This is a genomic window from Streptomyces sp. 130 (genome assembly GCF_007096885.1).
GTDB lineage: Bacteria > Actinomycetota > Actinomycetes > Streptomycetales > Streptomycetaceae > Streptomyces.
Map to the genome: position 1 here is coordinate 129,928 of NZ_VJNO01000011.1, position 12,958 is coordinate 142,885.

Annotated in this window: 6 protein-coding genes; 1 reads left to right on the forward strand and 5 read right to left on the reverse strand. The window is 73.2% G+C overall.

Annotated features, from left to right (window positions below; all coding sequences use genetic code 11):
- Positions 1–129 precede the first annotated feature (129 nt).
- From FKN01_RS12660 to FKN01_RS12680, 5 genes are all read right to left on the reverse strand, one after another.
- Positions 130–7,464: a nucleic acid/nucleotide deaminase domain-containing protein gene (locus FKN01_RS12660; RefSeq protein ID WP_143619690.1), complete on the reverse strand. Its 7,335-nt coding sequence runs from the start codon at positions 7,462–7,464 to the stop codon at positions 130–132.
- Positions 7,465–7,799: 335 nt separating this feature from the next.
- Positions 7,800–9,500 carry a methylmalonyl-CoA mutase gene (locus tag FKN01_RS12665; RefSeq protein WP_143619692.1) on the reverse strand — a complete coding sequence of 567 codons (1,701 nt, stop codon included), beginning with the start codon at positions 9,498–9,500 and terminating at the stop codon, positions 7,800–7,802.
- 81 nt (positions 9,501–9,581) lie between these two features.
- Positions 9,582–9,917, reverse strand: coding sequence for a DUF3817 domain-containing protein (locus FKN01_RS12670; protein ID WP_143619694.1), 336 nt, complete (start codon positions 9,915–9,917; stop codon positions 9,582–9,584).
- A 65-nt stretch (positions 9,918–9,982) separates the two neighbouring features.
- Complete coding sequence (locus FKN01_RS12675) at positions 9,983–10,492, reverse strand: MarR family winged helix-turn-helix transcriptional regulator (protein WP_143619779.1); 510 nt, start codon at positions 10,490–10,492, stop codon at positions 9,983–9,985.
- A gap of 10 nt (positions 10,493–10,502) precedes the next feature.
- Positions 10,503–11,900: an MFS transporter gene (locus FKN01_RS12680; protein ID WP_143619696.1), complete on the reverse strand. Its 1,398-nt coding sequence runs from the start codon at positions 11,898–11,900 to the stop codon at positions 10,503–10,505.
- 73 nt (positions 11,901–11,973) lie between these two features.
- On the opposite strand from FKN01_RS12680, the gene FKN01_RS12685 reads away from it, so the two are divergent.
- Positions 11,974–12,957, forward strand: coding sequence for a DUF5937 family protein (locus tag FKN01_RS12685; protein WP_143619698.1), 984 nt, complete (start codon positions 11,974–11,976; stop codon positions 12,955–12,957).
- The last annotated feature ends 1 nt before the right edge of the window (position 12,958 follow it).

Here is a 12,958-nt window from a genome sequence, read left to right on the forward strand (position 1 = left end):
CCCACCCACCTCCCCCCCCCCCCCACTAGCCCCGTTGCTGGGGGGGGGGGGGGGGGGCCCCCCCCCCCCCCCCCCCCCCCCCCTCCGTATCTTACGGGCCTGGCCGGCCGGATTCAGGGGTCAGGGGACTTACTGAGCCTGGATCATTTTTGCCAGCAGGTCCTCGAACGCACTGTTCATCAGTCCGTCCGATCCCCACTGCACGGACCAGGTGATCTCCGTGCCGTCCTCAAGCAGTTCCTCCAAATTGGGCCCGCATACGGGGCAGGGCTGCCGTTCGCTGTAGAGCGCGGTGATCTTCTTCGGTGAGACGTTCGCCTTGGCGAGCTGCTCGAGAATGTCGTCCTCGGCGTGGAACCCGCCCCCCTTGCTGAAACCGACGACGAGATCGCTGCCGGTATTCGGGTCCTTCCAGCCCGTCACCCGGGCAACGGCCACATTCCTCTTGGCGTAGATCCCGAATCCTGCCTTGATTCTCGCCTGGTAGGCGGCGCTGGCGAGATCCGTGCTGTTGTAGCCGACCAGTCCGACACAGGAGTACTCGGGAACCGGGCTCCCGATCGTGCCCATGGGCATGATCGTCGCGACCCGCGACAGCGGGGCGACCCGCGACTTCTTCCGGCAGACGTTGTAGAACTTCTCCGCGACCTTCTTGGCGACTCCGGCCGCGGCGGCCTCCGATATCCGGAGGGTCCGCAGCGCCTTCCACGCGTCGAGGAAGCCGATTCCGGTCTTGGCGGCGCCGTCCAGCGCCGTCACGGCCGTCGACGCCGCCTTGAACAGCGCGCCGGCGACGAAGAAGCCCACGACCCATCCGCAGTCGCCCCACGTGCCGCCCGATACGAACGGATTGATCTTCTTCGCGCAGCCGATGAAGTCGCCGAGCATGATGTCGACCGGATCGATGCCCGAGTTGAACTCGACCATCGTCAGCGTGTACGACATCTCCTCGGTCTTGGGGTCCGAGACGTCGAGGCCCAGATAGACCGTGTCCGCGTCCGGGCAGCTGCCCGAGTAGGTGTCTTGCTCGGCCAGGCACATGAACACGTCGTAGTACTGCTTGTACGTGACGTCGGCCGTGATCGTGCAGTCACCGACATGGATGATCGCGTTGCAGTTGTCCTTGACGACGTTCTTCGGCTCGCCGATGAACTCCATGTGGTCCAGGACCTGCCACACGCCGCCGATGCCGGTGGTGGCCCCCTCGGCTATCTGCTCGTTGCTGACCTCCTTCTCCGTGCGGTCCGCTGCCTCCTGGGCCTCGTTCGCCGCGTCCCAGGCGCCTTCCGCGGCCTTCTCCGCGGCCGTCGCGTCGGCCTCCGCCTGGGTGGCGACGTCCCGGGCCGCGGCCGCGTCCTTCTCGGCCTGGGTGGCGGCGGCCCGGGCCGAAGCGGCGTCGTGCTCCGCCTCGGTGGCCGCGCTGTCCGCCGCGTTCGCGTCCGTCTGGGCGTCGCTCGCCGCGGTCCACGCCCTGACCACGTCCGCGCCGGCGGACTGGGCGTAGCCGTCGGCACGGTTCGCCGACGCCCCGGCGAGCTTCGCGTCCGCCGCGGCCTGGGCGGCCGAGGCCAGTGCCCGCTCGTACGCCTTGGCCGCACGGGCCGCGTCGGACGCCGCTGCCGCGGACGCCTGTGCCGCGAGCTTCATGTCCGCCGCGGCCTGTTCGGCGCGGGCCTTCGCCTCCGCGGAGAACTCCTCGGCCAGGCCGGCCGTGGCGCCGGCCGCCGCCGCCTGCTGCTGGGCGAGCGTCAGGGACTGCTGGCCGAGCAGCGTGGCGAACGCCGCCGAGCTGTCGGTCTCCTGGTAGGGACCGCCGAGCGCGATCGCTTCGTTCGCCGGCTTGTTCACCGCCGCCGCGGAGTCCCGCGCCGCGAGTGAGGCCTGCACGGCCGCGAGCGCCTTGCCCGCGGTGGTCGCCGCCCAGTTCGCCGTCTGGACCGCCTCGCTGCGGGCCGCCGTGGCCTCGCTCTTGGCGGTCTTGGCGGCGGTACCGGCCTTCTCCGACTCCTCCTTGGCTCCGGCGGCGTCGCGCGCCGCCGCCTCGGAGGCGTCGATCGCCTCGGCCGCCGCGGCATGGGCCGCCGCCGCGGAACCAGCCGCCACCAGGTAGGAGGCCCAGGTGGCGTCGGACGCCGCCTTGGCCCGGGATGCCGCGCCCTGCGCCTTGGTGGCCGCCTCACGCGCCTTCGTCGCGGCGGTCGTCGCCGCCGTCGCCGCCGCACGGGCGTTGGTGGCCGCCGTGGTCGCGGTGTCCGCGGCGCTACGGGCCTCGGTCGCCGCGCTACGGGCTCCCTCGGCGGCGTCCGTACCGTCCACGGCCGCCGCGTGGGCCTCCAGTGCGGCTGCCTTGGCCTTCAGCGAGTCCCGCAGCCGCTCGGCCTCAAGGGCCTTGTTGCGGGCGGTGACCGCGTCGCGTTCCGCCTGCTCGGCCTCGGATCTGCGGGCCGAAGCCGTGGCTCCGGACGCCTCCGCCGAGGAACGGGCCTCGGCGGCGATCCGGCCCTGGGCGACCGCGTCCGCCTCGTGCGTGGCGGCCTTGTCCCGCTCGCGCTCCGCGGTTGCCCGGTAGGCCGCCGCGTTGGCGCGCTCCAGCTCGGCCACGGCACGGGTGCGCTGCGCCTCGGCCGCGGCCTTGCGGGCGTCCTCCTCCTCCGCGAGGGCGGTTTCCTTGGCCTTCTTGGCCTTGGCGGCGTTCGCCGCGGCCGAGGCGGCGTAGGCGTCGGCGCTGTCCGCGGCGGCCTTCGCCTGGGACGCGGCCTCCTGGGCGGCGATGCGGCGGAACTCGGTGTTCACCGCGTGCGCCTCGGTCTGGGCCAGGGCGAGCAGCGCCTCGGACGTCGACACGGTCGCGTTCGCCGCGTTGAGAGCCGTCTCCGTCGCCTTCGCGGCGGCCGTGGCGGCGGCGCCGGAGGCGCGGGCGACCTGGACCGACTGCTGGGCGTAGAGCAGACCGCGGCCCCGCGGCACCTCGGCGGCGTCCGCGATCGCCCAGGCCTGCTGCTGGGCGGTCACCGCGCGCTGTGCGGCGGCCGTGGCCGCGGTGGCCTGCTGCTGGGAGGAGGTGACGAGCGCCTGGACCTTGCCCCGGGCCTTCGCCAGGTCCGTCTTCGCCTGGTCGAAGAGGGCCTGCTTCGGCTTGAAGATGTTGTCCGGGTCGTCCTGGAGCGTGTCGTGCCAGTACTTCTGCCAGCGCAGGATCTGGTCGGCGAACCAGGCCTGGCCGATGGCCTCGACCATGTTGTCCGCGGCGGACCGGGTCGCGGCGGCGGCGTCGGCCTCCGCCTGCACGATCACGGCGCGCGGGGCGGCCTGGCCCGCGTACTCCGCCTCCCACTCGGCCGAAGCCTGCGAGACGACCTCGCTCAGGGAGTTGCGGGGGTCCACCGGGTCCTGGTGGTCGCACGAGGCCCAGGCCTGCTTGAGGTTCTCGACCTCGATCCGGAACTCGGCGGAGTCCTGGGTGACCTTCTCGCCGAGGAAGCCGCCGTGCCGCAGGTAGGCGGCGATGTCTGAGGCGGTGGTGCCCCCGGAGTACCGGGTGTTGCTCACGTTGCCGGACCGCAGCATGACGTCGGCCTCGGCGTCGAACCAGCTGTCCTTGCCGCGGTTCTCCTCGGTGATCTGCCGCGCCTTCGCCAGCGCGTCGTCGCCGGCGTTGGTGTGCCCGTCCCAGCCCAGCCGGTGGGAGAGGCCGGCCTGGGAGGCGATGGTGAACCCGAGGATGTCGTCGCCGAACGTCGGCGCGTGCAGGGTGATCCCGTCGTCGAACGAGCTCATCGCGTACGGCCGGTTGGCGTCCTCCAGGAGGGCCTCGCGGGCGGCCATGGCGTCGAGGAAGGCGTAACCCGCCGTCTCGTCCTGGTCACGGGCCTGCCCCAGCGGCGCGAACCCGATCATGCCGAGGTCACCGATGGCGGCGGCCAGCTCGTCGTTCGTGCCGGTCAGGCCCTCGATGGCCGCGGCCTTCATGCGGGCGCCGCCCGCGTGCAGGGCGACTCCCGCCACGCACTGGTTGAGGCGCGGCGTGGAGCGTACGTCGCTGATCACCGCGGTGAGCTCGGTGAGGCGGCGCAGCGCGTCGTCGGCGTCGACGAAGATCTGCCGGACGCCGTCCGAGACCTTCTCGACCGCTGCCGCGAGCGCGGGTATCCGGCCCACGACCGCGACGGAGGAGGCGATGTCGACGAGGTCCCAGAGGCATCCCTCGGCGTCGTAGCGCGGCAGGCACGCCTTCACCTCGGCCGGGTCGAGCCGGTCGAAGAGGATCTGCCCGCCGTTGGCCTTCGTCCAGGCGACGAGGTCCACCGAGACGGCCTTCAGGCCCTCGCGGTAGTCGTCGACGCAGGTCTGGCCGCAGGCGTCCAGGAGGATCTTCTCCTCCCGCTCGCCGAGAGCCGGCCAGTTGGCGGCGCCGCCCTTGACCGGCGTGACGCCCTCGGCGAGGGCGTCCTGGTGCGCGGCCTCGTTCTTCTCGCGCTGTTCCTGCTCGGCCCGGGCAGCGGCGTCCTCGGCGGCGGTGCTGTCGCCCTGCGCGTCGGAGGCCCTGTCCTCGGCGGCCTGCGCGTCCTCGTCCGCCCGGGCCGCCTTGTCCTGGGCGTCCTTGGCGGCCTGCGCGGCCCGGCCGGACTTGCCGTCGGCCTCGGCGGCGTGCCGTTCGGCTTCGGTGGCCTCGCGGTCCGCCTCGTCGGCGGTGTCACGTGCCCCGTCGGCGAGAAGGGCGGCTGCGGCGGCGTCGGTGCCCGCCTGCTCGGAGTAACCGGCCGCCGCGGTGGCCGCTCCCTCGGCCCCCTCGCGCTCCTTGGCCGCTTCGGTCGCGGACGCCTGAGCGCGGGTCACGGCCTCGACGGCGCGCAGCGAGTCGCCCGCGGCGCGTGCGGCGGCCTCGGCGGCGAGCTTGGCGTCGCCCGTGGCCCGGGTGGCGGCCTCCTGCGCGGCCTCGGAGGCCGCTGTCGCCTCCGCGGCCTTGGCCTCGGCGGCTGCCGCCTGCTGTTCGGCGATCGTCTTGGAGGACTGGCCGACGAGGACGGCGAACGCGGCCGAACTGTCCGTCACCCGGTAGGGGGTGCCCACCGCGACGGCCTCGTCGGACGCGGCGATCGTCTGGTTCGCGGTGTCGCGTGCCGCCAGCGCCGCCTGCCCGGCGGCGTAGGCGCGGCCGGCCACGACGGCGGCCGACTTCACGGCCTCGGCCGCGTCCCCGCCCGCCTTGACGGCTTCCTGCTCGGCCTTCTCGGCGAGCGCGGTGGCGTTCCCGGAGGCCGTGGCGGCGTTGTCGGCGAGCAGTGCCGCTTCCCGCGAGGCGTCCAGCGCGACGGCCGCGGCGGCGTGCGCCGCGGAAGCCGCGCCGAGCGAGGTGCGGTACGCGGACCACGCCTTGGTCGCGTCGGCCTCGGCGCGCTTGGCGGCACCCTCGGCCTTGGTCGCGGCGGTCCGCGCGGTGACGGCGGCGGTGGTCGCCTCGTCCGCCGCGGTCTGCGCGGCGGTGGCCGCCTGGGCCGCCTCGTTCGCCGCGGTGCGCGCGGCGGTGGCCGCGGCCCGGGTCTCCGTGGCGGCCTCGGTGCCCTCGGCGGCAGCGGCGGCGGCTTCGAGCGCGGCGGCGCGGGCCGCGACGGCCTGCTTCGCCCGGAGTGCGGACACGGCCTTCTCGCGCGCCTTCTGCGCCGCCTTCGCCTTCCCGTCCGCGAGCTTGCGCTTCGCGGACGCGTCGGCGGTCGCGGTCTCGGCCGCCGTGTCGGCGCCGGTGGCCGCGGTGTACTGCGTCTCCGCCCGCTGCTCGGCCTCCTGCGCCTTGACCCGCTCGGTGGCGGCGGTGGCACGGGCGGCGGCCGCGTTGGCCTTCTCCGTCTGCGCCTTGGCGCGCTGGGTGGCGGCGGTGGCGGCGGCGGTCTTGGCCTTGTCGCGCTTCTGCTCCGCGGTGGTGCGGGCGTTCTTCGCCGTCTTCGCTTCCTCGGCGGCAGCGTCGGCGTTGGCCTCGGCGCTGTCGGCGGCGGCCTTCGCCTGGGTGGCGGCCTCCTCGGCTGCGACGCGGCGGAATTCGGTGTTCAGGGCGTGTGCGTCGGTCTGCGCCTTGGCGAGGAGCGCGCCGGCGTCGGCGACCGTCGCGTCGGCGGCGGAGAGTGCCGTCTCCGTCGCCGTGGCGGCGGCCTTGGCGGCGGCGGCCGAGGCGCGGGCCACCTGGACCGACTGCTGGGCGTACATCAGCCCGCGTCCGCGCGGCACGTGGGTGGCGTCGGCGACGGCCCATGCCTCCTGCTGCGCGGTCGCGGCCTTCTGCGCGGCCGTCGCGGCCTTGCCGGCCTGCTCCTTGGCCGCGACGACCAGGGCGGCCACCCTGGTGCGGGCGGCCTCCAGGTCCGCCGTGGCCTTGTCGTAGAACGCCTGGTCGGGCTTTTCGAAGATCGTGTCGGGGTCGTTGGCGAGCTCGTCCTGCCAGTACTTGCGCCAGGTCAGGATCTGCTCGGCGAACCACGCCTGGCCGATGGCCTCGACCATGTGGTCCGTGGCGGTCCGGGTCGCGGCGGCGGCGTCGGCCTCGGCCCGCATGATGGTGGCGCGCTGGGGTGCCTGCCCCGCGTACTCCGCCTCCCACTCGGCCATCGCGGTCATGACCGGGGCGTTGAGCTTGCGTCGCGGGTCGATCGGGTTCTGGTGGTCGCAGGCCGCCCATGCCTGCTTGAGGTCCTCGACCTCGACGCGGTATTCGGGCGAGCCCTCGGCCGGCGTCTCGGTCGCGAACCCGCCGCGCCGCAGATAGGCGGCGATGTCGCTGGAGGTGGTGCCGCCCGCGTAGTCGCTCCCGACGTCCCGCAGCATGAGGTCGGCGGCGGCGTCGTGCCAGCTGTCCTTGCCGCGGTTCTGTTCGACGATCTCCGCGGCGCGTGCGATCGCCGCCTCGCCCGCCTCGCTGTGGCCGTCGGAGCCGAGCGGGTAGGCGAGCTGGACCTGGCCGAGCGCCGTGAAGTAGTCGACGTCCTCCCCGAACTCCGGCGGGTCCCAGTCCATGACCCCCTCGGGCCACGCGGACCGGCGGTAGGTCTCCTGGGCCTCGCCGAGCTGCTCGTTGCGCAGGTCGCTGGCGTCCCGGTAGCTCCGGCCGTCCTCCTCGTCGGCGGACTGGGCGTCGGCGAGGGGGCCGTAGCCGATCCAGTCGTAGCCGCCGAGGACGACGTCGTTCAGCTGCTCGTCGGTACCGGTCAGGCCCTCGATGGCCTTGGCCTTCATCCGGGGCCCGCCGATGTGCAGCGCCACACCGGCGTAGCAGCGGTCCTGCCGGACGGTCTGGCCGATGCTGTTGCGGATGACCCCGGTGTCCTCCTCGGACACGGGGGCGGCCACGGCCTGGGGAGCCTGGAGCACGCCCGCCAGCACGGCGGAGGCGGTGAGGAGCGCTGTCGCACCGGTGGCTCCCGCCAGTGCGGAACGTATGCGACGCCGGCGTCTGCCGACGTCTCTGAGCATTGACATGTCTGCCTTGATCTCTCGGATCTCCCGGCAGCGGTTTTACATGGTCGTGACAGGGGGTGCCGACCGATTCGCACTCTCCCCGCGCGGCACCGCCGGCGCTCCCGCCTCCCCCACGAGTCGACGCTGCCGCTTTCCCTGTGACCATGTCATGTGTTGATCTTCACGGGAAGACCAACAAAACTTCCGCAAAGGGTCACGGAGCTCAAGAACGGGCAAAGCGATCGACAGGTTGATCATCTTGTTACCCGGCAGTCGGCCGCCGTTCGGGCAACAGCGAGCCCCCGTCAGCGAACTGACGGGGGCTCGGTGCTCGTCCCGGCCGCGGCGGCGGTACGTCAGAAGCCGGCCGGCTCCGTGTAGACGCCCCACTCGTCGCGCAGGACGCCGCAGATCTCGCCGAGGGTGGCCTCCGCGCGGACCGCGTCGAGCATCGGCGCGATCATGTTGGAGCCGTCGCGGGCGGCGGCCAGCATCGCGTCCAGGGCGCTCCTGACGCGGGCGTCGTCGCGGGCCGCCTTGCGGCCGGCGAGGACGCGCACCTGCTCGCGCTCGACCTCGTGGCTGACGCGCAGGATCTCCAGGTCGCCGGTGACCGAGCCGTGCGCCACGTTGACGCCGACGACCTTCTTGTCGCCCTTCTCCAGGGCCTGCTGGTAGCGGAACGCGGACTCCGCGATCTCGCCGGTGAACCAGCCGTCCTCGATGCCGCGCAGGATGCCGGAGGTGATCGGGCCGACCGGGTGCCGCCCGTCGGGGTGGGCGCGGGTGCCGCGCTCCTTGATCTGCTCGAAGATCTTTTCGGCGTCGGCCTCGATGCGGTCGGTGAGCTGCTCCACGTACCAGGAACCGCCCAGCGGGTCGGCCACGTTGGCGACGCCGGTCTCCTCCATCAGCACCTGCTGGGTGCGCAGGGCGATCTCGGCGGCCTGCTCGGAGGGGAGCGCGAGGGTCTCGTCGAGGGCGTTGGTGTGCAGCGAGTTGGTGCCGCCGAGGACGGCGGACAGGGCCTCCACGGCGGTGCGCACGACGTTGTTGTACGGCTGCTGCGCGGTGAGGGAGACCCCGGCGGTCTGGGTGTGGAAGCGCAGCCACTGGGCCTTGTCGGTCTTGGCGCCGTACGTCTCCTTCATCCAGCGGGCCCAGATGCGGCGGGCGGCGCGGAACTTGGCGATCTCCTCGAAGAAGTCGAGGTGCGCGTCGAAGAAGAAGGACAGGCCGGGCGCGAAGGTGTCGACGTCCAGGCCGCGCGAGAGGCCGAGCTCCACGTAGCCGAAGCCGTCGGCGAGGGTGTACGCCAGCTCCTGCGCGGCCGTCGCCCCGGCCTCGCGGATGTGGTAGCCGGATACGGAGAGCGGCTTGTACGCGGGGATGGAGCTCGCGCAGTGCTCCATCAGGTCGCCGATGAGGCGCAGATGGGGCTCGGGCTGGAACAGCCACTCCTTCTGCGCGATGTACTCCTTGAAGATGTCCGTCTGGAGCGTGCCGTTGAGGACGGCCGGGTCGACGCCCTGGCGCTCGGCGGCGACCAGGTACATGCAGAAGACCGGGACGGCCGGGCCGCTGATCGTCATCGACGTCGTGACGTCACCGAGCGGGATGTCCTTGAACAGGACCTCCATGTCGGCGGCGGAGTCGATGGCGACGCCGCAGTGGCCGACCTCGCCGAGCGCGCGCGGGTCGTCCGAGTCGCGGCCCATCAGGGTCGGCATGTCGAAGGCCACGCTGAGCCCGCCGCCGCCGGCGGCCAGGATCATCTTGTAGCGCTCGTTGGTCTGCTCGGCGTTGCCGAAGCCGGCGAACTGGCGGATGGTCCAGGTGCGGCCCCGGTAGCCGGTCGGGTGGAGCCCCCGGGTGAAGGGGTACTCGCCGGGCCAGCCGATCCGCTCGAAGCCCTCGTACGCGTCCCCGGGGCGGGGGCCGTAGACCGGCTCCACCGGGTCCCCGGACAGCGTGGTGAAGTCGGCCTCACGCTTGCGGGCCTTGTCGTAACGGGCCTGCCAGCGGCGGCGGCCTTCCTCGATCGCTTCAGCGTCCATGCCACCCAATTTACTAGGACGTCCTAGTAAATGTCGATGACAAACCGCCCGGCGCTTCGCGCGGGGCGGTTCGGGGACTGCTCAGGCGTTCGCGGGGGCCGCCGGCGCCGAGCCCGCGACCAGCGGCTCGACCTCGCGGACGACCTTGCGCTCCACGAAGAACGCGGCCGTCGGGATCGTGCCGGAGATGAGCACCCAGAGCAGCTTGCCCATCGGCCACTTCGCCTTGGAGCCCAGGTCGAAGGCGAAGATCAGGTAGATGATGTACAGCACGCCGTGGATCTGGGAGACGACGAGCGTCAGGCCCTCGCCCTTGTCGAAGCCGTATTTGAAGATCATGCACACGCAGAGGATCAGCAACATGACGGCGGTGACGTAAGCCATCACCCGGTATCGGGTCAGCACACTGCGTTTCATGCCATCGAGCGTAACCGGACGTCCGGGGCGATCTTGCAGCGGGCCGGGCACCGGAACCGCGCCTCTCAGATCTCCTCGAAGTCCTGCGCGGCGATACGCAGGGGGCGCAGCAGCGCGAAGATCTCGGCGCACTCCTCGGCGTCGTACACCCCGAGCCCGAACTCCATCGCGGCCAGGTCCCGGGTGGCCGACTCCACGACCTCGCGGCCCTTGTCGGTGATCGAGGCCAGCGTGCCCCGGCCGTCGTTCGGGTTCGGGCGCTTGTCGACCAGGCCGGAGCGCACCAGCCGGTCCACCGTGTTCGTCACGGACGTCGGGTGGACCATCAGCCGCTCGCCGATCTTCGACATCGGCAGCTCGCCCGCCTGGGAGAAGGTGAGCAGCACCAGCGCCTCGTACCGCGCGAAGGTCAGTCCGTACGGCTTGACGACGGCGTCGACCTCGGCGAGCAGGATCTGCTGCGCCCGCATGATCGAGGTGATCGCCGCCATGGACGGGACCGGGCCCCAGCGCTGCTGCCAGAGCTCGTCGGCGCGGGCGATGGGATCGAAGGGAAGGCTGAGCGGCTTCGGCACGGCCACGACCTTACCCATGGGGAACTTGGCGGTCCTCCCCGTCTCGCACTTCGGTCCGGGTCTCCTCGCGCGCGGGTGCGGTCCGGGGCTCCTTACCCGCGGGGGCGGTCCCGGGCTCCCCGCCCTCCGGTGCGGTCCGGGGCTCCCCGCCCCCGGGTGCGGTCCGGCGGAGCTCGGCCACCAGGGGGAGGACGCACACCGTGCCCACCAGCCCCGCCCCCGCGACCACCGCGTGCACCGGGAAGAACTCCGCGGCCAGCCCCGCCAGGGCCATGCCGACGCCCTGGAGCGTCATCAGCCCGGCGGTGAGCAGCGTCATCGCCCGGCCGCGCAGCTCCTCGGGGACGGCCTCGACGAACCACTGGTCGAGGCCGATGTTGTACGCGGCGCCCACCCCGGCGAGCGCGAGCGCCGCCAGGGTCAGCGCCATGCCGGGGCGCAGCGCGTACAGCAGGAGCGGCAGCAGTCCGGTGGCGGCGACCGGGAGCACGAGCCGGGAGCGCAGCCGCGGGCTCAGCGCGGAGCCCACGTACAGCTCGGCGGCGATGTGGCCGACCGGCATGGCGCACATCAGCAGGCCGAGGGCGGCGGGCCCGAGGCCGGCCTCGTCCGCGTACGGGGCGGCCAGCGCCTCCGGCGCGACGACGAACAGCGCGGGCAGCCAGAAGAGCAGCATCAGGGCGCGCACCCGGCGGTCGGCGAAGACCGCGCGGGCTCCGCTCAGCGACGCGCCGAACAGGGCGCCGCCGCGTTCGCCCGAGGACCGGGCGGGCCGGTCGCGGGTACCGAACCGGAGCAGGGCCGCCGAGCAGAGGAACGTACCGGCGGTGATCGTGATCGCCCCGCGCGCGGGGAGCGCGGCCAGCAGCAGCCCGCCCACGCCGAAGCCGGTCATCAGGGCGCTCTGCGAGACGATCCGCAGCAACGAGCGCCCCAGGACGAACAGCTCGCCCTCGCCCAGGATGTCGGTGAGCGCCGCCATCCGCGTCCCGGTGAAGACCGGGGAGACGGCGGCGACCAGGCAGCGCAGCGCGAGGAGCGCGCCGACCGGAGTGCCCGGCAGCACCATGCACGCGACGCAGACCGCGCAGATCAGATCGCAGGTGACGAGCACCCGGCGGGCCGGGTAGCGGTCGGCGACCCCGGCGAAGAGGGTGCCGCCGACGAGGTACGGGAGGAAGCCGAGCGCGAAGGTGAGGGCGCTCAGCAGCGGGGAGCCGGTGAGGCCGTAGACGAGGACGGTGAGCGCGAGTTCGCTGACGACGACCCCGAGCAGGGAGAGCAGATGGGCGGCGAAGACGGCGCGGAACTCGCGTACGGCGAAGACGGCGCGGTAGCCACGGGCGGCGGACGGGGCGTCCGGCGCACCGGGGGCGGCGCCCTGCGGGCGGGTGCTGTTGCTCGGCATGGCGGCAGCCTGGAGGAGCGGTCGCCCCTCTCCGTAGACTTTCGGCCGACGCCGAATCTTCGCGAGGCCGCCCATGCCGTTCCATCTCCACCTCGACGAGAACGACCTGCTGCGCTGCCGGTTCGCGCTCTCCCCGCTCTGGGAGACCCAGGCCGCCGTGCGTACGCTGCTGCACCCGCAGCGGCACGGGTACCACCGGCCCTGGCTGCGGCGCATCGAGGCCGCGGCCTCGGGGCTCGACCTGCGGCCGCTCTGGTCGCTGATGACGGACGGGGGGCACAATCCGGACTTCCTCTGCCCGCCTCCCGCGAGGCCGAACGTCACGTTCGCGGACGAGATCGAGGCCGTACGCGCCACCGCCCCGGAGCTGGTCGCCGAGGATCTGGCGCTGACGCTGGCGGACCGGCCGGGTGCCCTGGACTCCCCCGCCGGCCGGGCGCTGCTCGCCGACCCGGCGCGTGCCCTGCGGGAGCTGGCCGATCTGCTCGAAGAGGCGTGGCGGACGCTGGTCGAACCGGACTGGTCGAGGCTGCGCGCCCTGCTGGAGGCCGATATCGCCTACCACTCGCGACGGCTGGCCGAGGTGGGATTCGCACGTCTTCTCGGGGAGTTGAGCCCGCAGCTGACGTGGACGGACTCCACCCTGACCCTGGTGGGGATGCGGGGCCGGCACTCGCGGGTGCTCGGCGGGCAGGGCCTCGTGCTGATCCCCAGCGTCTTCGCCTGGCCGGACGTGGTCAGCGGATACGAACCGCCGTGGCCGCCCGCCGTGATCTACCCCGCGCGCGGGATCGGCAGCCTGTGGACCGAGCCGGGCGGCACCACGCCGGACGCCCTGGCCCGGCTGCTCGGGCGGACCAGGGCGGACGTCCTGTGCGCGCTGGACGAGCCGGCCGGCACCAGCGTGCTGGCGCACCGGCTGCGGCTCGCCCCCTCGTCCGTGTCGGAGCACCTGTCGGTGCTGCGGGCGGCGGGGCTGCTGACCTCGCGGCGCTACGGGCACCAGGTGCTGTACGAGCGGACGCCGCTGGGGATCGCGCTCGCGGTCCCGGAATGAG